The organism is Methanoculleus sp. MH98A, assembly GCF_000691865.1.
In the GTDB taxonomy this organism is placed as follows: domain Archaea; phylum Halobacteriota; class Methanomicrobia; order Methanomicrobiales; family Methanoculleaceae; genus Methanoculleus.
Genome location: NZ_JMIO01000011.1, coordinates 15242 through 34717 on the forward strand (window position 1 = coordinate 15242; position 19476 = coordinate 34717).

Sequence of the window (19476 nt, forward strand, 5' to 3'; positions counted from 1 at the left end):
CGGCGTTGAATAATCGCGCATCAAACGAGCAGCGGCAGATGATGTCGGATGGATTTCTTCAGTAATATTCTGGGTCAGGGGAAGAACGCAAACCCCTCGATACAGCAGGGGACTTCTCAGTTCGAGGCCGGAAACTACGGCGAGGCGGTGAAGAGTTTCGAGAAGGCGCTCAAGATAGAGCCTGAAAACGGCTTTGCCCGGCTGTATATGGGGCGAGCGCTTGCCTGTCTCGGCAAGGACGGCGAAGCCGCGGAATGGCTGAAGCAGGCCCTCGAGTCGGCTCCCGGCGACGCCGGGACGCTGCGGGTGCTGGGGCATGTCCTCGCTCGCTCCGGCGAGTACGAGGAGGCGGCCGGGTGTTTCGCCCGGATCGCCGAAGAAAAACCCATGGACGCAAACGCCTCCTACTGGCACGGGGAGATGCTTGAACGGCTCGGCCGGTATGCCGAGGCGGCATCGGCCTACGCACGGGCGCTGGCAGGAGACCCGGAGAATACCGTCCTGCGGGAGAGGTGCGGGAGAATGTTCGAGCGGATCGGTGACTACCGGGAAGCGGCGGCATGCTTTGAGAAGATCCTCAGGGCAAATCCCGGCAGCACCGATATGCTCGCTCGCATCGGGGCCGCATACCTCAACCAGGGCGATTACCCGAAAGCCGCCGGTGCGTTCGACCGGGTGCTCGATACGGAACCGGGGAACATCGACGCGCTTTACGGAAAAGCCCGGGCGCTCGAACATCTCGGCCGGTTCGAGGAGGCTGCCGGCTGTTGCGCCGGGATCGTTGCCGTCGAGCCCGAGAACATCCCCGCCTGGTACCACCGCGGTTCAATGCTTCTCCGCGCAGGAAAGCACGAAGACGCACTGGAGTGCTTCGAGAAGGTCGCTCTCGCCGACCCGGATCACATCGCGGTGCGCTACGCCATGGGAATGGTCTACGACGCCCTCGGCCGCTACGATCGGGCGGTCAAGAGTTTCGACCATATCCTGAAGCACGACCAGGGTCAGGTCCAGGTATGGTACGCCCGCGGCATGGCGCTCTTCCGACTCGGCCAGTATAGCGAGGCGATCCGGTCGTTCGACCGCGTGCTCGAGAGCCGGGCGACGGCCGGGATGAAGTGGATCGGAGACGGCACCGACCTTGCGCTCTTCGAGCGTGACGAAGGGGGATCGCCCCGGAAACAGAAGCCGCTGAAGTTCGATGCGTTGAACGAGCTCATCCGCAACTGCCGGGGAACTGCGCTGTTCCACCTGGGGCGGTATGCCGAGGCGCAGAAGGAGTTCGAGCAGGTCCTTGAGGCCGAAGCCGGAAACGTCTCCGTCCTGCAGCGGAGCGGCACCGCGCTCCTCCATCTCGGCAGGTATGAGGAGGCCGCACGCTGCCTGGATGCGGTCCTTGAGAAAGAGCCGCATAACGCCGTCGCCGGGTCGATGAAAGCAGAAGCGCTCATGAACCTCGGCAGGCACGACGATGCGCTGGCGTGCCTTGATTCGGTGCAGGGAGCCGGCGGCGAACCTCATCTCCTGTACCGGAAGGGAGAAGCCCTCCTGCATCTCGGGCGGTATACGGAGGCGGCAGAGGCGTTCGAAGCCCCCCTCAACGTCAATCCCGCCGATGCGGCGGCGGAGAACAGCAGGGGAGAAGCGCTCGTGCACCTCGGACGGTACGAGGAGGCGCTCGCCTGCTATGACAGGGCACTCTCGGCCGCCCCGGCCGACCGTGCCGCTCTGCTCGGCCGGAGCACGGCGCTCGAGCGTCTCGGGCGGTATGAAGAGGCGCTCGAATCCATCGACCGGTTGACGCAGGCCGGTCCCGGGGACACCGGGACGCTTCTTCGGAAGGCATGGATCCTCGAAGCTCTCGGCCGCTACGATGCAGCCGTCGGGTGTTACGAGGCCCTCCTTGCAGCCGATCCGGAAGCCGGATACCCGGTGAATCTCGGGTTTGTTCTCGCCATGCTCGGGCGGTACGAGGAGGCCGCCGGACGGTTCGAGGAAGCCACGCGTGCCGACCCGGACAACTTCTTTGCGTGGTTCAACCGGGGCCGGGCGCTGGAGAGGATGGGGCAGTACGCGGATGCGGCCGGGTGCTACGCAAAAGTGGCCGAAGGCCGGCCGGAGGATACCGGCGCCTGCTTTGCGCTTGCCGTCACCTTCGCACGGCTCGGCAGGCACCAGAAGGCGATCGAGTGCTGCGACCGGGTGCTCGCCGCCGACGCCTCGAACGCCGCGGTTGCAAGGATCCGGGCGGATATGCTGGAAGCCGTCGGCAAACACGAAGAGGCGGCGGAAGCATACGAGTGTTACCTGAAGAACTCTCCCGACGACCGCGACGCCAGAATGGCGTTCGGTATGGCGCTCGAGCGGGACGGGAAGTTCAGCGACGCGATAAAGCAGTATGCGCTGGTGCTCGAGGGCGACGAACGCGACACCGAAGCGTGGTACACCCTCGAGAGCGCCCTCGTGCACATGGGGCGCTACGAAGAGGCGCTCGAGTGTTCCGACAGCATCGTCGAGGCGAGCCCGGAGAACTGGGCTGCCTGGCAGCGGCGCGGCGAGATCTTCATGTGGCTTGGCCGCTACGCTGACGCGGTGGAGTGCTTCGAGAAGGTGATCAAGGCCGATCCGGCCGACGTTCTCACCCTGCGAAGACTCGGCGAGGCCCACGAGAAGGCCGGCAGGTACGAGGATGCCCTCGCCGCCTACACGCAGGTGCTCGACCGGGAACCGACCAGCATCGAGACCCTCCATGCCCGCTCGTCGGCCCTCATCCACCTCGGGCGATACGGGGAGGCGGTCAAGTCGATCGACAAGATCATCGTTCTCCAGGACGAGAACCCCGCAGCGCTCTTCATGCGGGGGACGGTGCTCGAGAAGGCGGGCAGGCACGACGACGCTCTCGCAAGCTACGAGAAAGCGCTCTCGATCGACCCGAAGAACGCGGCCGTCTGGAACGCGGCGGGGAGGCTCAAGGATGCGCTGGGACGGCACGAAGACGCCGTCAAAGCGTTCGACAAGGCTATCGATCTGGGCGACGGAGACGTTCATGCCTGGCTCGCGAAGGGACTCGCTCTCGGCCACCTGGGTAAACCCGACCGGGCGACGACCTGCTTTGAGAAGGTCCTGGAGGGTGACCCCCGCCACGCCAGGGCATGGTACCTGAAAGGGAGAGCGCTCGATAAGCAGGGCAGATTTGCCGAAGCGGTGGAGTGCTTCAAAGCGGCGCTCGAGAACGGGGACGGAGGCGAAGAAGAATGAGGGAGAGGCATGCATACGGCATCCTGCTGCTGATCGCGTGCGTCCTGGCCCTCTGCTCGGGCTGCATCGCGGGCGAAGAGGTGCGGGTGAAGTCCGGAGATACGGTGCTGGTCCACTACACCGGCACCCTCGAGAACGGGACGGTCTTTGACAGTTCCGCCGGGCGCGAACCGCTCCGGTTTACCGTCGGCAAGGGCGAGGTGATCACGGGGTTCGACGAAGGGGTCGTCGGGATGCAGGTCGGGGAGGAAAAAACTCTTCATATTCCGGCCGACCGGGCATACGGGCCGCACCGCGAGGATCTCGTCATTGTCCTCGACTCTGCCGAAATTGCCGGCAAAGAGAACCTGACGGTCGGCGATCAGGTAGGGATACCCCTGGAGAACGGACAGGTGCTGCCCGCAACGGTCGTTGCCGTATCGGCCGATGCCGTTACCATCGATGCGAACCACCGCCTCGCGGGCGAAGATCTTACGTTCAATGTCAGTCTGGTTGAGATTGTGTAGGGATTGCTCAACACTTTTTTGGAACTCCCTCTGGAGCGTCGTCAATCATATTCTAAGCACGGATTTCCATCGGCTACGCACCTGGCGGTGCTCGTGGTCCGTTCCTATCAGTACGTCGCATATCGCCACGCACTGCCCCTGCCCCGAGGGGCGGGGAACGACGCTCCGCTAGGAGCGGAGTTGAGGCACCACAGGTGCGGGTGGGGAGGCCGAAGCGCGGGTGGGGTGGGGGCTACAGATATCATCTCATAGACGAGAGCTCTTTAAAAATCTCTATGGCACGTCAGTTTTAGGCTTGGAGACAGGGGAGGGGGCGAGCCCCCTCCCCGTCAGCCCCTCCCCCAACGGCGATATCCCCACTGTTCACTGCACCATGACATATTCTCGTTTTGACTGCTTTGTTGCCACACAGCGAGGGGCTTCAGTTTCTCTAACTCCTATCGTTCTGACAGTCGTATATTGCTCTCTCGATTACTCAAGTTTCAGACAGCCGTACGTGCCTCCGTTAAGGCATCCCGGACTAAAACAGGTCTCACCAGACCCGGTCACCCTTTCTTCTCCTTCCCGGCCCCCACCGGGGTGACGAGCACCTTATCGACCCGGTGACCGTCCATATCGAGCACCTCGAACCGGAATCCGTTCCAGGCGAACCGGTCGCCGGCCTCCGGCGTCCGTTCGAGATACATCATCACGAACCCGCCGAGCGTCTGGTAGTAGCCGCGCCCCTCTCCGGGCAGGGTAGCCGCCACATCAAGGAGGTCGTGGAACTCGTCGACCGGGAGCATCCCGTCGAGGAGCCACGACCCGTCCGGACGACGGACCGCCGGACCCTCGGGCGGGTGCTCCGGCGACGGGATGCCGCCGACGATCGACTCCATGATGTCGTGGATGGTGACCAGACCCTGGATACTCCCGTACTCGTCGGTGACAAGGGCGATCCGCGCCCCGGAAGTCTTGAACTCGTCGAGAACCGAGAGTGCCGGGACGCTCTCGGGCACGAAGAAGGCGGGGTCGATTGCTTTCATCAGGTCGGGGGGTTCGCCCGCGATCATCCGCGCCCAGAGGCTGCGGACCGAGACGGTGCCGAGCAGGTTGTCGAGATGGTCGCGGTAGACCGGGAAATAGACATGCCCGGAATCCACCATCTTCTGCCAGTTCTCTTCGGCGGGGTCCTCGACGTCCACGGCCACGATGTCGGGCCGCGGGGTCATCAGCACGCTGACCCGCCGGTCGGCGAGGCGGAAGACACTCTCCACCATATCCTGTTCCGCCTCCTCGAAGACGCCTGCCCGGGTGGCCTGCCCGATGAGAACCCTGACGTCCTCCTCCGTAACCTCGGGCCCCGAAGGCTTCCGAACCCTGAGCAGCATGAGGACCCCCTCGGTCGAGGCGCTCAGCAGCCGGACGAGCGGTGCAGCGACCAGCGAGAGGAGCCGTACCGGGCGCGAGACCAGCGATGCAATCCGGTCGGCGTGGGTCATGGCCACCCGTTTCGGCACCAGTTCCCCGACGACGAGCGTTAAGTAGGTGATGACGGCGACGACGGTTACGACCGCGAGCGTGCCGCTGTAAGGCGCGACCAAGGGAAATCGGGCAAACTCTTCTGCAAGAGGGCCCGCGAGCGTCGCCCCGCCGAAGGCCCCGGCCAGGATCCCGACGAGGGTGATGCCGATCTGGATGGTGGAGAGGAACTGCGTCGGATCCTGTGCAAGTTCGAGGGCGGTCGCCGCCCCGGCGTCGCCGCCCGCCGCTCTCTTCTGCAGGCGTGCCGTTCTTGCAGAGACGAGCGCGAACTCCGCCATCGAAAAAAAGCCGTTTGTGAGTATCAGGAGGACGATGATCGCAATATCGGTGGCAGGTGCCATTATAACCCTTTTGCCAGCAGGAGCCTTAAACCTGCGGGGCTTCACGGGCGGGAGAGGAACGTTCGTGAGAAATATTTATCGTCGCCGGAACAGAGTCCCGTCCGGTGATACGTGATGGTCGAGGTCGGCGAGCAGGCCCGGGACTTCTCGATACCGGACCATAACGGGAATACTGTCCGGTTATCGGCGTTCCCGGGGAAGCGGGTTCTTCTCTCGTTCCACCCGCTGGCATGGACCCGTATCTGTGCCGGACAGATGAAGGCGCTCGAGGCGAACCGGGAGGCGTTCGACGGCCTCGGTGCCGTTGCCCTCGGCATCAGCGTGGATTCCGTCCCGTGCAAACATGCGTGGGCCGAGAACCTCGGGATCCATAAAACCCGGCTCCTTGCAGATTTCTGGCCGCACGGTGCCGTGGCGCAGATCTACGGCGTCTTCGATAGCCAGAGAGGCTACTCCCGGCGGGCGAACATCGTCGTCGACGAGGTCGGGCGCGTCATATTCGTCGCGGAATACCCGGCGACGACGGTGCCCGACATGCAGGACGTCCTCGACGCTCTCCGGGCACAGGAGAGACATACGGAGCAGGTGCCGAAGGCGTAACCCGGCCCCGCTCACCCCGTGCCCAGGAAGAAACTGCCGACGAGCGTGATCAGGAGAACGGCCGGAACGCCGTAGCGGATGAGCGCCATATAGACCTTCTGCTGCCACCCGCAGCCGCCGATCTCTGCATAGATCCGGGTGCGGGTCATGAACCACCCTCCGACGATGCTTATGATCAGCCCGGCCACGATGAGGCCGATCGTCCCGAATACGTAGTCGGCAAGGTCGAGGAACGGCATTCCAAGCGCTTCGAGGTTCAGGGCGGTGTAACTGAGGGCGGACGGAAGCCCGAAGAGCATGACCGCGGCGAAGACGAGGAGCGTGGCGCGCTTCCGGGGGTAGCCGTAGGAGTCCATCAGCGCCGCCGTGGGAACCTCGAGCATGGAGACCGCCGAGGTGAGCGCTGCTGCAAAGAGCATCAGGAAGAAGAGCGTTCCGAGCACCGTGCCGTACCGGATCTCTGCAAAGGCCGTAGGCAGGGTGATGAACGCGAGGTTCACCCCGGCCGCGGGGTCGAGGCCCGCGGTGAAGACCAGGGGGAAGATCACGAGCCCGGCAAGGACTGCAATCAGCATATCTGCGGCGGCGATGATGGCGGCGTTCCGGAAGAGGGGTTCTCGTTTGAGGTAACTCCCGAAGGTAAGCAGGATGCCCATGCCCACGGAGAGCGAGAAGAACGCCTGCCCGAAGGCCGCGATCCAGACGGCGGGGTCGGTCAGCCTCGAAAAGTCGGGGGAGAGGTAGAACCCGATCCCCTCGACCGCTCCGGGCTCCGTGAGCGAGAAGGCCACGAGAGAGATGAGGATCACGAGGAGAACCGGGATGAGGTACCGGGAGGCCCGCTCGATCCCTCCCCTGACCCCGGACCGCACCGTCACATAGACCGCAAGTCCCGAGAGTAGGAAGAAGACGAGCGGGAGATAGGAGCCCGTAAACGCATCGAACTCCATCGGCCAGCTGAAAGCAAAGGAGAGCGCGTATGCGAGCACCCAGCTCGTGATCACGAGGTAGTAGCCGAGGATCAGGCTGACGACCGCGACGATGACGAGGCCAGCGGCGGCGAACCGCTGCCGTATCGAGCGGAAGGCGGATATGACCGATGTCCCCGTCGAGCGGCCGATGGCAAGTTCCAACACCATCAGGGGGAGGCCGAAGAGGAAGATGGAGATCAGGAACGGGATCAGAAACGCACCGCCCCCGTTGGCGCCCACGACGTAGGGGAACCGCCAGATGTTCCCGATACCTACGGCCGAGCCGATGCTTGCAAGGATGAAGCCCAGCGTTGACGACCACTCTTCTCTTTCCATATCACTCACCGGTTGAGGATGGTTCCCCGGGAGTAAGGAAGCGTTCCGCCTTTATATTCGTGCCCGCCGGGTACCCCGACCACTGCACTTTTGTAGCGAGTGAGCCCATACGACTGCGGTCAGAAGCAGCATGAGCGTCAGTTCCCGGAAATGTCCCGGCAGGGGGGAAAGAGCGTGAACGGCAAGTACCCGTTCCTCGTCTCGATCCCCCACGGCGGCACCACCGTTCCACCCGAGCTCCGCGGTCTCGTCAACCTCACGCATAAGGAGATCGTCTTCAACAGCGATCCCTATACCCGCCGCCTCTACGGGTTCGACGATACGGTGGAGGCGGTGGTCGACTTCGACGTCTCAAGGGTCTTCGTCGACACCAACCGGGCACCCTACGACTACCCGCCGCGGACGCAGGACGGCGTGGTCAAGGTCATCACGCAGGACGGAACCCCGGTATTCAGGAGGGGGCAGACGCCCGGCAGGGAACTGATAGGAACCCTTCTGCAGAACTACTACCACCCCTTCCACAAACGGCTGAGCGAAGCCCTCGATACCCGGCCGATCGAGATCGCTTTCGACTGCCACAGCATGCTGCCGGAATCACCGCCGGTCAGGATGGACGCCGGACGCCCCCGCCCGCTCTTCTGCCTGAGCAACCGGGGGGACCGGAACGGAAAACCGAAACGGGCGGGCGGCCTCGTGACCTGCTCCCCGGAGTGGCTCCAGGCGCTCGCCCGGTCGTTCCAGGCGGAGTTCGAGGGTGAGGGGAGGGTTGCGATGAACGATCCCTTCCGGGGCGGGTTCATCTCGGTGGCGCACTACCGGCGGCGGCGGATCCCCTGGGTCCAGGTCGAGATCAACCGCGGCCTCTACGAGACCGAAGACCGCGAGGCCGGGGAGGCGCGGCTCGCCGACCTCCAGGGGCGGATCTTCTCCGCTGTCGCCGGGTTCTGGGACGAGGTTTCGGGGTGAGAAACCGCCCCAATCGGGCCGTATTTCCGGGGCCGAAGATACTATGCCGGTAGAGCCCCCACTTATATAGTGATGGATCGCCTGCACCTGATCCTCCAGCGCTACTTCGGGCATTCTGCGTTCAACCTCTACCAGCGGGAGATCATCGAAGACCTGCTTGCCGGGCGCGACGTCCTCGCGGTGCTCGCGACCGGAGGGGGAAAGTCACTCTGCTACCAGGTCCCCGCGCTCGTCGGCGACGGTGTCGTGCTGGTGATATCGCCCCTCATCGCCCTGATGAAGGACCAGGTCGACGACCTGCAGGCCCGCGGGGTCGGCGCGGAAGCGCTGAACTCTTCCGGATCATATGCCGCGACGCGCCGGATCCTCTCGGAACTCAAAGAGGGGCTTATCCAGATCCTCTACGTCTCGCCGGAGAAGGCGGTCGGCGAAGATTTTATCGACCTGATGGCGTCCCTTCCGGTCACCCTGATCGCGGTCGACGAGGCGCACTGCATATCGATGTGGGGGCACCAGTTCCGCCCGGAGTACCGGTCGCTTTCGGTGCTCAAGGAACGGTTCCCCGGGGTGCCGATGGTTGCCCTGACGGCGACCGCGACCCCGGACGTCCGCGACGACATCGCGCGGCAGCTCAATCTTTCGGACCCTTCGGTCTACGTCGGGAGTTTCAACCGCGAGAACCTCCGCTACGCCGTCGTCGGAAAGGAGGAGGACGCGTACGAGCGGCTCCGGGCCTATCTGCGGGGCAGGAGAGGGGACGCCGGAATCGTCTATGTCGCAACCCGTGACGGGGCCGAGACGCTCGCGGCACGGCTCCGCGCCGGCGGGATTCCGGCACTCCCCTACCATGCCGGCATGACGGCGGCCGCCCGGAGAGAGACGCAGGACAGGTTCATCGGCGGGAAGGTTCCGGTCGTCTGCGCGACGAGCGCGTTCGGCATGGGGATCGACAAGCCGGATGTCCGGTTCGTCGTCCACTACGATATGCCCAAGACCCTCGAGGCCTACTACCAGGAGAGCGGCCGGGCCGGAAGGGACGGCAAGGAGAGCGACTGCATCCTCTACTACAGCGACGAAGATGCGCGGCGCCTCAGATCGTTCATCGACCGCGATCTTGCATCCGAATTCCAGCGCGAGGTCGCACGCTCGAAACTCCAGAGCATGGTGGATTACTGCACCACGACGGAGTGCCGGAGGAAGATGCTCCTCGGGTATTTCGGGGAGCGGATCGAGGAGCCCTGTAGCGGCTGCGACGCCTGTGCTCCGGCAGGCGCCACGGCCGGAAAGGCCCGTCCCCGGTCCGGGCGCAGGAAACGCGGTGCCACCCGCCCGGCATCCGGCTGAACCGGTGGGTTCCGGTGTCCTCCTTCCCCCGGGGAAACACCTATTATGCATACGGCAAAAGACTTTGCCGGGATTTGTCATGGCAAAGAAGTTAACTCGTTCGACGTCCGACCGGTGGATCGCCGGCATATGCGGCGGCATCGGAGAATACCTTGAGATCGATCCGAACGTCATCAGGATGATCTGGGTCGTCCTCAGCGTGCTCACGACGGTCTTCCCGGGGGTAATCATTTATATCCTGCTCTGGATCATCCTGCCGGAACAGGGGCAGGCGCGGCCGGTCGAGGCGACGGCCGAGGTATAAGCAAGGCGGGGTGCGGTCCGGAGGCTGTGCCCGTTTTTTTTTTGGAGGACAGGCAGCCGTACCGCTAGGTTTCTCGAGATGTGGAAGTAAGGGTGATGCGCGTACTCAAGTGTCCTTGCTCACTCGTGCACGGCTTTCCAGTGGACTGCGCACCTCCGGTGCTCGTGCTCCTGACCCGAAACCCTTCGGGTTTCTCCAGCTCCGGCCCTTCAGCCCATCGCACCCTTCGGCCAGTCGCATATCGCCACGCACTGCCCCCGCCCCCTAGGGCGGGGGAGGAGCGCGAAGCGCGGGTGGGGTGGGGTTCTTCCTCAATCACCTTAAAACACCTTGATTTCCTTACATTCCTGCCTTAAACCAGTCAATATTGCATCCGAAGAAAAAGAATGTCTAGAGGGAGCAAAGTTTGGGTATTGGCTGTTGTGAAGAGACAGGGGAGGGGGGCGAACCCCCCTCGAAACTCTTCGAGTTTCTCATGCTCCGGGCGTTCCGCCCATCGCACTCCCGTCAGCCCCTCCTCGCACCTAACGGTGCTCACGCTCACTGCGTTCGCGCCTCGCACCTTTGGTGCTCGAACTCCGTCCTTTCAGGACGTCGTTCCCCCAATGGCGATAGCCCATGGGAATCCGTGTCCGGGGATGTGGGGCAATGAGTTAAAGAATGGGCGCACCACTCAAAAAATGAGCATCTCAAGAACCGAAACCGAAGACTGCACCCCCCCGCTCACTCCACCGGCTCCCACCCGGTGCAGACGTCCCGTCCGGGATCGAGGAGCACGTCGTGGGGGAGCCCGATGAGCGAGACCGCCGCGAGCGCCCCGATGACGCCCCGGCCACCGTAGAGATGTGCTCCGAACCGCCCGGCTGCCCTCTCGGTCGCCTCCCGGTCGATCACCGTCTCTCTCGCGCTCCTCCCGTAGGCCCGGAGTCCGCCGGGCACCCGGAAACCCTGCCGGACGGCGACGCCCCACTCGGGGGACGCCGCCTCCCCGGCGACGAACCGCACGGCGGACTCCTCGATCCGCGCCACGAGATCGGGCTCCACCGCAAGCTCGATGCAACTGCACGAGTTTCCGGCAGTCCGGGCCTCGAGCCGGGGGTTGAGCATCGCGACGCGGTGACCGATCGGCATGACACCGTCGAGTTTCGCGAGGTGCTGGAGGAGCGCGAGGGCGAGGGCGAAGGTCGCGCCCTCGGTCCCGGTATCGGTGTCGTCGATCCCGACGGCGACGTAGGCGAGCGCCCGGGTGACCACCTCGCCCTCGACCACCGGCCCTTCGCGGTGAACGGTGACGCCGCGGACGCCCTCTGCAAAAGACATCATATCGGTGAGCGAGTAGGCCGGACCGCCGATACACCGGATCTGCTGGCGGATGTAGCCGTCCTCGTGGAAGACGCCGACGATCCCGACCGCCGGCGCGGGATCGAGCCCGACGGCCACCTCCCGTCGCCCGAGGCTCGCCCGCTCGCGGAGTAGCGTCCCGTCCCGGCGGACGGACTGCAGGGCGCCGCCGGCACGGGCGTGATGGAACTCGCAGAACGCTGCACATCCCCCGCTCATGCACTCGTGGTAGATCTCGACCTCGCCGCCGTCGATCGTGGTGAAGATCCGGCGGCAGGCGCTCTCCGGCATCACGCTGGTCGCCGCATACCGCGCCGCGTGCCGCCCTCGCTGCTCCTCCGTGATGAGGACGCAGCCCTCCTCGATGAGGCGGTTCACCCAGTCCTGGACGGTGCTCCGGGGGGTGTCGGTCGCCTCCGCGATATCGACCACCGTAAAGTAGCCACTCTCAAGCGTCGCCTGACGCATCAGCCGCAGGTACTGCTTTCTCCGCTCAAGAACCCTGGACATGCCGATCACGGATGTAGAGGAGGTCGCCGATCACCGCGCTGGCGGTCTCGGTGGAGCCCGCGCCCTTCCCGATGAACGTCAGGTCCCCGGCGAGGTCCGTCCCCACCGTGACCGCGTTGAGCGTTCCTTCGACGACGAGCGGGTGCACTTTTGAGACGATCCGCGGCGAGACGCGGAGCACCCCCGCCTCCGGGACGACCTCGCCGATCAGCCGGATGGTGCAGTCCTGATCCTCCGCAAGCCGCAGGGCTTCGGGTGTCAGGAGGGTGATCCCCGTCCTCTCCACGTCGTCGAGCGTGGTCCGCATATCGAGGATGGCGTTGGCGAGGATGACCAGTTTGATCGCCGCATCGATCCCCTCGACGTCGTAGGTGGGGTCGGCTTCGGCATACCCGAGTTCCCGGGCCTCGGCAAGAGCCTGCTCGTAGGTGAGACTGTCCTCGGCCATCCGGGTGAGGATGTAGTTGCAGGTGCCGTTGAAGACCCCGTAAAGCCTGGAGATGGTGTTGCCCGCAAGGCCTTCCTGCATCGCGTGGATGAGCGGGATCGCGCCGCAGACCGTCGCCTCGTACCTCAGGAAGACGCCGTTTGCCGCTGCCAGGTCCCGGAGTTCCGGGTAGGCGAGAGCGATCGGGCCTTTGTTCGAGGTGACGACGTGCTTGTGCCGCCGGAGGGCTCCCCGGATGTGGCCCAGCGCCGGCTCGCCGTCATCCACGTTCGTCGGGGTCACCTCGACCAGGACGTCATAATCCGCCTTCGCCACCACGTCCGCGGGGCTGACGTCCCGGCTGCCGCAGGGTCCGCCTTCCTCCTTCTTGGCAAGCGCCGCCGCAATGTCGATCCCGGCCGGGTCGATGATCCCGCTCCTTGAATCGGCAAGACCGGTGACGGTGAGATCAAGGTTTTTTGCAAGGATTGCCCGGGCGATCCCCCGGCCGACGGAGCCGAACCCCAGGATGGCGATCCGCATCATACACCCTCCAGGGGCTCGATGATGAGGAGATCCTTCTGCTCCGCAACGCTGCGCAGGATCCGGATCGCTTTCTTCATCTCCTCGCGGGTGGTCGAACGGATAGTGATTCGGGCCGAAGACGGGGCGTTGATCGCCGGCATGGCAAGGGAGAGGTCCGTCACCTCGGCCGAGCCGGTCGTGTCGATCCGGTCGACCGTATCGGAGAGATCCGTGTGCATCAAATGCCCGATCGTGATCAGCGTGCATTCATAGAGGAGACGCTGCTCGCCGATGCGCACGACGCTGACACCCTGCTCCCGGAGCAGTTCAAGGAGTTTCTCAAGGCGGCCCTCGGGAAGTTCCAGCACGATCTGGACGTCCAGCACTTCCGTAGCCGCCGGCGTCTCCCGCTGGTGGATGACCGCGATGATATTTCCCCCGACAGCCGAGATCGGCTGGAGGGCTGCGACCAGCTGTCCGGGTTGGTCCCTCATCTCGAGCTTCATGGATACCTGCAAAAAAAACCACCTGCTGAATAGTTGACCTGCCGGGGTGATAAGTCTTGTACCCGGGAACAGTCCCTGGACGGGGGGTGTGCCGTAAAAATGGAGGGATACTTTGTTACTTCACCGACCCGGGCGCAGCGGTGACGATCGGGAGCGACCGGGCAAACTCGGGAAGGAGCTCGGCGGGGATGCCCATGACGAGTTCGTTGTCCTCAATCCCCGAGAACCGGCGCGATCCGTCGCACCCGAGCGAGTAGTTGACGTTGCCGGAGAGGTAGGGCAGCGCGGTCGCGTCCGCACAGACCGACTGGATCCCCGCCATCGTGGACTCGATCCGTCCTCCGAGCAGGTAGAGCGTCGTCTGCGCGAGTTTCAGCATCGCCCGGGGCTCGGCGACGATGACGACGACGTGCGGGTCGAACGGCGTCTTCTCGAGCGGCGCATAAACGGTCGCATACGTCTCGAGTTCCGGGACGTGCGGCACCTGCCGGATGGTCCGCATGCAGGCGGCCCAGCTCTCGAACTTGCCGAGTTTGTAGTAGAACTCTCCCGAACGGAGGCTCGGCGTGAGTTCCTTCAGCCCGAGGGCCCAGGCGCCCCCCATGCAGACGTGCTTGTCGGCTGTCGCGTAAAATATCTCGCCGTTCAGCCGGGCCCTGGTGATCATCTGGCAGTGGCGGACGGTCTCGTCGATCGGCCCGACCCCTTCGGGGATGCCGTCGGGGTTCTTTGCGAGTTTGACCGCGACCGGTGAGCCCCGCAGGTCGAGGGCGGTCTTGAGCGTCTCCGCGATCTCCGCGTAGGCGATCTCCTTGCGCATCTGGTCTTCCATAATCCTGCTCACTCCTCTATCCAGATAATCCCCGCGCTCACTCATAAAATCTCTGTTCGGGGTTTCGGCAGGGTCAGAGGTTGCGCAGTTTATAGTTCACCTTTTCAAAGAAGGGTTTGTCAGTATGGACGAAGAGGGCGGGCTGATCCGACTTCTTAACCGTGATGGTAGACTCTTTTTCGAGCTCGAACGTGCTCTGACCGTCGATGACGAGATGCGCCGGTTTCTCGGTCTCGAGTGTGATCTCGAGGTTCCTCTCGGTGCTGATGAGGTGGGGACGGGACGAGAGCATATACGGCGCGAGCGGCACAAGGAGGAAACCCTCGATCTGCGGGTCGACGATCGGCCCTCCCGCGCTCATGGCGTATGCGGTCGATCCGGTCGGGGTCGATACGAGCAGGCCGTCGGCCCGGAACCGCTCCGCGGGCGTGCCGTCGACGTAAACGCCGAACCGGAGCATCTTCGCCGGCCGGTCGGTGACGACGAGGGCCTCGTTGAGGGCGTCGCCGAGCGGTCTCCCGTTGACGGAGAGGCTGACCCGCATCCGGCGCTCGACACGGAACCCATCCGTGTGGGCGGCGAAGAACGTTCGTGCTTCGTCGGGTTCCAGGTCCGCGAGGAATCCCACTTCGCCCCAGTTGATCCCGAGGACAGGGATCTGTTTCTTCATCTGGTGGACGGTGAGGAGAACCGATCCGTCGCCGCCGACGACCACGGCCAGGTCGCCGCCGATATCCTCAAACGAAACACCCTCTTCTCCGAGGTGCTCCGCCGTGCCTTCCTCGAGAGCAACCTCATGCCCCAGACCCTCGAGTTCCCGGGCGAGCGACGCGGTGTAACGGAGCGCATCCGCCTCATCGATACGCGATACAAGGACGATCTTCATGCGCGATTCACCTCAGGTACTCGATAACCTTGTTGTGCACGGTACCGTTCGTGGCGACGAGGCTCCGCCCGACGGACACCTCGTCGGGGAAGACAAGGGCGTTCCCTTCGAGATCGGAGACCGTTCCCCCGGCTTCCTCGCAGACCAGCATCCCCGCCGCCGCGTCGGTGACCCGGAGCGTTCCCCGCACGTCGATGAAACCGTCGATGCGGCCGCACCCGACGTAACAGAGCTCCAGCGCCGATGCGCCGAGGAGGCGCCACCGCCGGATCTTACGGCCGATCATCTGGACACGCGTCGGGTCGAACTTCCGGCCGTAGACGCTCATGGCGCTCTCTTCGAGGAGCGATACCCCCGAGACGCGGATGGGCCGGTCGTCGAGGCAGGCCCCCCGTCCCCGGATGGCGTAAAACGTCTCACCCGTGGCGAGGTTCTGGACGTATCCTGCCTGTACGACTCCTTCTTCTGCATACGCAATCGAGAGGGCGTAGAACGGGATCCCGACCACGGCGTTGTAGGTGCCGTCGACCGGGTCGAGGAAGATGGTTCCGTTCTCCCCGCCCATCTCGGCGCACCCGAGTTCCTCGCTGATCAGGCGCCGGCAGAACGGGTGGCACGTGAAGTAGTCTACGATGATCTCTTCAGCGACCTGGTCGATCTTCTTCGTGGGCGTGCCGTCCGCGCCCATCTTGACGTACGCCCCTGCCTCCGGCGTTCCGACCATGCCTGTTATTGCATCGCGTACCGCCCCCGCCACGTCGTCACACGCCCGGATGAACTCCATCAACTCTCCTCGTCCCGTCCCTTATTCTACGGTGTATTTATGTACTGTAATCCAGATACATTAATCACGCGTTTACCGAGTGAGACAATATGAAGGAACAGACAGAAGTTGGGAAACTGAAAGAGGGACGTTACGTCGTCGTAGAGGATGAGCCTTGCAGGATTGTCTCCATCGCCACCTCCAAGCCGGGGAAGCACGGAGCGGCGAAGTCCCGAATCGACTGTATCGGCATCTTCGACGGCGTCAAGCGCTCGATCGTCCAGCCGGTCTCGGCGAAGACCTACGTGCCCATAGTGGAGCGGAAGATGGCACAGGTCATCTCGATCGCCGGCACGACCGTCCAGCTCATGGACGTCAAGGACTTTGAGATGTTCGAACTCGACGTGACCGAAGAGCAGGTCGCCGGCCTTGAGCCGGGTAAGGAGATTCCGTACATATCATCCCTGGGCAAGAAGAAACTTGAGTGACCTTTTCTGGCTTACGAAAACGGGCATGCACGAGCTCGCCCATCTCCATTTTGCGGATGCGGATGCGTCATACGAGGATGCCCGCTACGCCGTCTTTGGCGTGCCTTACGACGGTACGACGTCGTTTCGGCCGGGGACGCGGTTCGGGCCCCGGGCGATCCGGGAGGTCTCGTTCAACTTCGAGTCCTACGATCCCGCGACCAAAATAGACTTTTCTGAAGTGCCGATCACGGATCTCGGCGACCTTGCGGTCTCCCGGCTGCCCGAGGAGGTCGCCGGAGAGGTCGCGGACGTCGCGGGGGATATCGCCCGCGACAACAAGGTGCCGGTGATGCTCGGCGGCGAGCACACCGCGACTGTCGGCGCGGTCCGGGCCGTCCGGCCGGATGTCTACGTCGTCTGCGACGCTCACCTGGATCTCCGGGACGAACTCGACGGGACGCCCTACAGCCACGGGTGCGTCACCCGGCGCGTCCTTGAAGCGGTCGAGGACGTCGTCATCATTGGCGCCCGGAGCGGCGATCGCGAGCAGTTCGAGATTGCGGCGGAGAGGACGCACCTCTACACCGCCGATACGGTGCGGGAACAGGGGATCGACGCCGTCCTCCGGGAGGTCCGGGAGCACGTTGCGGGGAGGAGGATCTACCTCTCGATCGACGCAGATGCGATCGACTGCTGCCTCACCCCCGGTCTCGGGACGCCCGAACCGTTCGGGATGACGCCGCTCGATATCCGGGAGGTCGTGCGTGCCCTCGCGCCGTACGCCGCAGGGTTCGATTACGTGGAGGTCGCACCGTTCGATTCCGGGCAGACGGCGGCGGTGGCGGCGCAGATCGTGCGGGAGTTCATCGCCCGGCACTGGCTCGCCGGGCGGTGAAGATCCAGATTCCTTTCTGCTATTCTCGTCGATGGCGTGTTCAACGGAGCGCGCTCCCTCTCAACGATCCGGGGATTATATTCGGGAACCGGACGTCCCCAGAGCTTCACCAGCCTGCAGAGGCTCTGTACATCTCAAGGTATCGGGCGCAGGAATTGTTGGCGTTCTAGAGGATGCATCGATAATATTAGCCTTTTGGCATATCGAGGCCTCATCTGGAGCCCGGCCGCCCTGGAGAGAGTGATCCGCCTCCCCTGTCGGTTCTCCTCGCAATCAGGCTCCAATTCCATACGGCTCCCTCAGGAAACGCGACCTCTCCCTACATTCCCGGAGCAGTAATCATTATAGTTGTATATCCACAACTACTCCGTTGTATGCCGTTGGTCAAGCGGCCGATCGCCCATGAGTTCGCGGCAAAGGCACGAGAGGCGTGCGGAGACGCGATAGAAGAGATCATACTCTTTGGCTCTGTAGCCCGGGGAGATGACCGGCCGGACTCAGATATCGATATCCTCGTAATTACGCCTGAAGAGGACTTTCGACTTCGCGAATTTCTCACCGGACTTGCTTTTGATCTGCTGATGCAGACGGGCGAGCGAATCTCGGTCAAGGTACTCTCCCGTGCCGATGTTGCGGCGCACCGGCAGTATCCCTTTGTCAGACATGTTCTCCAGGACGGGGTGGCGGTATAAAGGATGGGTGATCAGTCTGTTATAACAGCGCTTCTCAGGAAATCGCATCAACGCCTCGATGCGGCGCGCATCCTCTGCACCGAAGGCCACCATGAAGACGCGATCAACCGGGCTTACTACGCAATGTACCTTGCGGCTCTTGCTCTTTTGCACCGAAAAGGTGTAGAGATAAAATCTCATGCAGGGTTGATCTCGGCTATCGGTTCTCTCTATGTTAAGACGGGGGAACTTCCCCCTGAACACGGACGAGCGTTGAACCTGATTGAAGAACTTCGGGAAGAAGTGGACTACACGATCTGCCGGGAGATTATGCGAGAAGAGGTGGTGTCGATCATCACTAAGGCAATGGATTTCGTCATGTGTGCAGAACTGATCTGCGCAGAAGATTATACGAATGAGTCGCCTTCCTCGCACTAAGACTTTTGATATCTAAGAGACCCTTAACGAGAGCACTGGTCTCCACCGTCCATCCCATCAGGGCAACTCGCCGGGCAGATTCAGGCATTCCTCATGTGACCGCTCGATATCCAGGAGGTGATGTGGGCTCTTGCGTTGCAGGCTGCGGGGTTCGATTACGTGGAAGTCGCGCGTTTGACACTGGGCGGCGGTGGCGGCGCAGATCGTGCGGGAGTTCATCGCCCGGCACTGGGTTGCCGGGCGGTAATCCAGGTTCTCCTCCCGGCGATCCGCCTCGCCAGCATCACCATCACCTTGCCGAAGGCCTGTGGGTGCGCTACAGCACCGGGGTTCAAGGAATGCGAAAATGCTCCCGGTTAAAGCCCATGGAGAGTGTTTAATCGGCTAACCGCGATAGCCGCCCTCGATACGCCGGACCCGGTATCGTCACTATGTTTATCTCGTGGGGGTGAAGGGGGGGAGCGGGAAGACCCCGGTCTTCAGGCCGGGGATGAGAGCGGAGCCGCCCTTCGTCATACATTCAGGTAGTTACCGAAAACCATATCTTATAAACCAAACCGCATATACCTCAGTTGATTCGAGGTGAACATCATGTTCGTCAAATTCAAGATATTCTATTACGATGGGGGATGGACCGCTCGTGCTGCAGATCACGGCATCGTCACCCAGGGAGAAACTCTTGGCGAACTCGTCGATAATATCATAGAAGCAACAGAACTCTATTTCGAAGAAGAGATCGGATCGGGAGAACAGATCACGATCACCGTTACGACCGAACCCGTGCCCGACTTCATCCTTGAACTCGATGGGATCGACGCCGAACCACCTACACAACAGTTTGAATGCCAATTCACAGTCGATCGCAATGTCAAGGCGACCGGTTGTTAGTAGATTCAAGATCGTTAAATACCTCGAATCTCTCGGGTACACGTACCTTCGACAAACAGGAAACCACGTTCAAATGGTTATCCAAAAAGGTGACAAGAAATATCATGTTGTCGCTCCCCTGCACAACGAACTGACCGGAGGGAGTTAAAATGGAGGAACTATCTGATCGCGTCGATC

19 protein-coding genes are annotated in these 19476 nt (G+C 63.0%); 11 read left to right on the forward strand and 8 right to left on the reverse strand.

The window, feature by feature from the left end:
- The first annotated feature begins 48 nt into the window (after positions 1-48).
- Positions 49-3255: a tetratricopeptide repeat protein gene (locus EI28_RS02170; RefSeq protein ID WP_048112275.1), complete on the forward strand. Its 3207-nt coding sequence runs from the start codon at positions 49-51 to the stop codon at positions 3253-3255.
- A complete protein-coding gene (locus tag EI28_RS02175) occupies positions 3252-3761 on the forward strand; it encodes a peptidylprolyl isomerase (protein WP_082223054.1) in 510 nt (169 codons plus the stop codon). The genes EI28_RS02170 and EI28_RS02175 overlap by 4 nt, the downstream gene beginning before the upstream one ends.
- 545 nt (positions 3762-4306) lie before the next feature.
- Here EI28_RS02175 and EI28_RS02180 read toward each other — a convergent pair.
- Positions 4307-5626, reverse strand: coding sequence for a hemolysin family protein (locus EI28_RS02180; RefSeq protein ID WP_048112276.1), 1320 nt, complete (start codon positions 5624-5626; stop codon positions 4307-4309).
- A gap of 114 nt (positions 5627-5740) precedes the next feature.
- Here EI28_RS02180 and EI28_RS02185 point away from each other — a divergent pair, with 114 nt between their 5' ends.
- The gene (locus EI28_RS02185; protein WP_048112277.1) at positions 5741-6226 is read left to right on the forward strand and encodes a redoxin domain-containing protein; all 486 of its coding nucleotides are present in this window, start codon (positions 5741-5743) and stop codon (positions 6224-6226) included.
- 11 nt (positions 6227-6237) lie between these two features.
- On the opposite strand, the gene EI28_RS02190 is transcribed toward EI28_RS02185, so the two are convergent.
- The gene (locus tag EI28_RS02190) at positions 6238-7533 is read right to left on the reverse strand and encodes a sodium-dependent transporter (RefSeq protein WP_048112279.1); all 1296 of its coding nucleotides are present in this window, start codon (positions 7531-7533) and stop codon (positions 6238-6240) included.
- A gap of 174 nt (positions 7534-7707) precedes the next feature.
- Between EI28_RS02190 and EI28_RS02195 the strand changes: the two genes are divergently transcribed.
- The 3 genes from EI28_RS02195 to EI28_RS02205 all read left to right on the forward strand — a co-directional run bounded on the left by EI28_RS02195 (position 7708) and on the right by EI28_RS02205 (position 10147).
- Positions 7708-8499 carry an N-formylglutamate amidohydrolase gene (locus EI28_RS02195; protein WP_231476539.1) on the forward strand — a complete coding sequence of 264 codons (792 nt, stop codon included), beginning with the start codon at positions 7708-7710 and terminating at the stop codon, positions 8497-8499.
- Positions 8500-8571: 72 nt separating this feature from the next.
- Positions 8572-9843 carry an ATP-dependent DNA helicase RecQ gene (locus tag EI28_RS02200; protein ID WP_048112283.1) on the forward strand — a complete coding sequence of 424 codons (1272 nt, stop codon included), beginning with the start codon at positions 8572-8574 and terminating at the stop codon, positions 9841-9843.
- Positions 9844-9922: 79 nt separating this feature from the next.
- A complete protein-coding gene (locus EI28_RS02205; RefSeq protein ID WP_048112285.1) occupies positions 9923-10147 on the forward strand; it encodes a PspC domain-containing protein in 225 nt (74 codons plus the stop codon).
- 723 nt (positions 10148-10870) lie between these two features.
- Here the strand turns inward: EI28_RS02205 and EI28_RS02210 are convergent.
- The 6 genes from EI28_RS02210 to EI28_RS02235 form a co-directional block, all read right to left on the reverse strand.
- The gene (locus tag EI28_RS02210; protein WP_048112287.1) at positions 10871-11998 is read right to left on the reverse strand and encodes a helix-turn-helix domain-containing protein; all 1128 of its coding nucleotides are present in this window, start codon (positions 11996-11998) and stop codon (positions 10871-10873) included.
- Positions 11982-12968: a homoserine dehydrogenase gene (locus EI28_RS02215; RefSeq protein WP_048112313.1), complete on the reverse strand. Its 987-nt coding sequence runs from the start codon at positions 12966-12968 to the stop codon at positions 11982-11984. Before EI28_RS02215 ends, EI28_RS02210 begins: the two co-directional genes overlap by 17 nt.
- Positions 12968-13456: an amino acid-binding protein gene (locus EI28_RS02220; protein ID WP_048112288.1), complete on the reverse strand. Its 489-nt coding sequence runs from the start codon at positions 13454-13456 to the stop codon at positions 12968-12970. Before EI28_RS02220 ends, EI28_RS02215 begins: the two co-directional genes overlap by 1 nt.
- Positions 13457-13571: 115 nt before the next feature.
- Positions 13572-14288 carry a DUF169 domain-containing protein gene (locus tag EI28_RS02225; protein ID WP_048112291.1) on the reverse strand — a complete coding sequence of 239 codons (717 nt, stop codon included), beginning with the start codon at positions 14286-14288 and terminating at the stop codon, positions 13572-13574.
- A 73-nt stretch (positions 14289-14361) separates the two neighbouring features.
- Positions 14362-15174 (reverse strand): NAD(+)/NADH kinase, encoded by an 813-nt coding sequence (locus EI28_RS02230; protein ID WP_048112293.1) that lies wholly within the window; start codon positions 15172-15174, stop codon positions 14362-14364.
- 7 nt (positions 15175-15181) lie between these two features.
- Positions 15182-15958, reverse strand: a complete 777-nt coding sequence (locus EI28_RS02235) for a bifunctional fructose-bisphosphatase/inositol-phosphate phosphatase (RefSeq protein ID WP_048112295.1) — start codon at positions 15956-15958, stop codon at positions 15182-15184.
- A gap of 89 nt (positions 15959-16047) precedes the next feature.
- Here EI28_RS02235 and EI28_RS02240 point away from each other — a divergent pair, with 89 nt between their 5' ends.
- From EI28_RS02240 to EI28_RS13895, 5 genes are all read left to right on the forward strand, one after another.
- Complete coding sequence (locus EI28_RS02240; protein WP_048112297.1) at positions 16048-16425, forward strand: translation initiation factor IF-5A; 378 nt, start codon at positions 16048-16050, stop codon at positions 16423-16425.
- Between the two features lie 25 nt (positions 16426-16450).
- Positions 16451-17302, forward strand: coding sequence for an agmatinase (gene speB, locus EI28_RS02245; RefSeq protein WP_048112299.1), 852 nt, complete (start codon positions 16451-16453; stop codon positions 17300-17302).
- 374 nt (positions 17303-17676) lie between these two features.
- On the forward strand, positions 17677-17994 hold the full coding sequence (locus EI28_RS13320) for a nucleotidyltransferase domain-containing protein (protein ID WP_074369505.1): 318 nt from the start codon (positions 17677-17679) through the stop codon (positions 17992-17994).
- A 3-nt stretch (positions 17995-17997) separates the two neighbouring features.
- A complete protein-coding gene (locus tag EI28_RS13325; protein ID WP_082223055.1) occupies positions 17998-18411 on the forward strand; it encodes a HEPN domain-containing protein in 414 nt (137 codons plus the stop codon).
- 591 nt (positions 18412-19002) lie between these two features.
- Positions 19003-19299 carry a type II toxin-antitoxin system HicB family antitoxin gene (locus tag EI28_RS13895; protein WP_155937219.1) on the forward strand — a complete coding sequence of 99 codons (297 nt, stop codon included), beginning with the start codon at positions 19003-19005 and terminating at the stop codon, positions 19297-19299.
- Positions 19300-19476: the final 177 nt, after the last annotated feature.

Bases quoted from the DNA above. Each gene is read 5' to 3' on its own strand.
- EI28_RS02170 (WP_048112275.1), top strand. From the start codon at position 49: ATGGATTTCTTCAGTAATATTCTGGGTCAGGGGAAGAACGCAAACCCC.
- EI28_RS02175 (WP_082223054.1), top strand. From the start codon at position 3,252: ATGAGGGAGAGGCATGCATACGGCATCCTGCTGCTGATCGCGTGCGTC.
- EI28_RS02180 (WP_048112276.1), bottom strand. From the start codon at position 5,626: ATGGCACCTGCCACCGATATTGCGATCATCGTCCTCCTGATACTCACA.
- EI28_RS02185 (WP_048112277.1), top strand. From the start codon at position 5,741: ATGGTCGAGGTCGGCGAGCAGGCCCGGGACTTCTCGATACCGGACCAT.
- EI28_RS02190 (WP_048112279.1), bottom strand. From the start codon at position 7,533: ATGGAAAGAGAAGAGTGGTCGTCAACGCTGGGCTTCATCCTTGCAAGC.
- EI28_RS02200 (WP_048112283.1), top strand. From the start codon at position 8,572: ATGGATCGCCTGCACCTGATCCTCCAGCGCTACTTCGGGCATTCTGCG.
- EI28_RS02205 (WP_048112285.1), top strand. From the start codon at position 9,923: ATGGCAAAGAAGTTAACTCGTTCGACGTCCGACCGGTGGATCGCCGGC.
- EI28_RS02210 (WP_048112287.1), bottom strand. From the start codon at position 11,998: ATGTCCAGGGTTCTTGAGCGGAGAAAGCAGTACCTGCGGCTGATGCGT.
- EI28_RS02215 (WP_048112313.1), bottom strand. From the start codon at position 12,968: ATGCGGATCGCCATCCTGGGGTTCGGCTCCGTCGGCCGGGGGATCGCC.
- EI28_RS02220 (WP_048112288.1), bottom strand. From the start codon at position 13,456: ATGAAGCTCGAGATGAGGGACCAACCCGGACAGCTGGTCGCAGCCCTC.
- EI28_RS02225 (WP_048112291.1), bottom strand. From the start codon at position 14,288: ATGGAAGACCAGATGCGCAAGGAGATCGCCTACGCGGAGATCGCGGAG.
- EI28_RS02230 (WP_048112293.1), bottom strand. From the start codon at position 15,174: ATGAAGATCGTCCTTGTATCGCGTATCGATGAGGCGGATGCGCTCCGT.
- EI28_RS02235 (WP_048112295.1), bottom strand. From the start codon at position 15,958: ATGGAGTTCATCCGGGCGTGTGACGACGTGGCGGGGGCGGTACGCGAT.
- EI28_RS02240 (WP_048112297.1), top strand. From the start codon at position 16,048: ATGAAGGAACAGACAGAAGTTGGGAAACTGAAAGAGGGACGTTACGTC.
- speB (WP_048112299.1), top strand. From the start codon at position 16,451: ATGCACGAGCTCGCCCATCTCCATTTTGCGGATGCGGATGCGTCATAC.
- EI28_RS13320 (WP_074369505.1), top strand. From the start codon at position 17,677: ATGCCGTTGGTCAAGCGGCCGATCGCCCATGAGTTCGCGGCAAAGGCA.
- EI28_RS13325 (WP_082223055.1), top strand. From the start codon at position 17,998: ATGGGTGATCAGTCTGTTATAACAGCGCTTCTCAGGAAATCGCATCAA.
- EI28_RS13895 (WP_155937219.1), top strand. From the start codon at position 19,003: ATGTTCGTCAAATTCAAGATATTCTATTACGATGGGGGATGGACCGCT.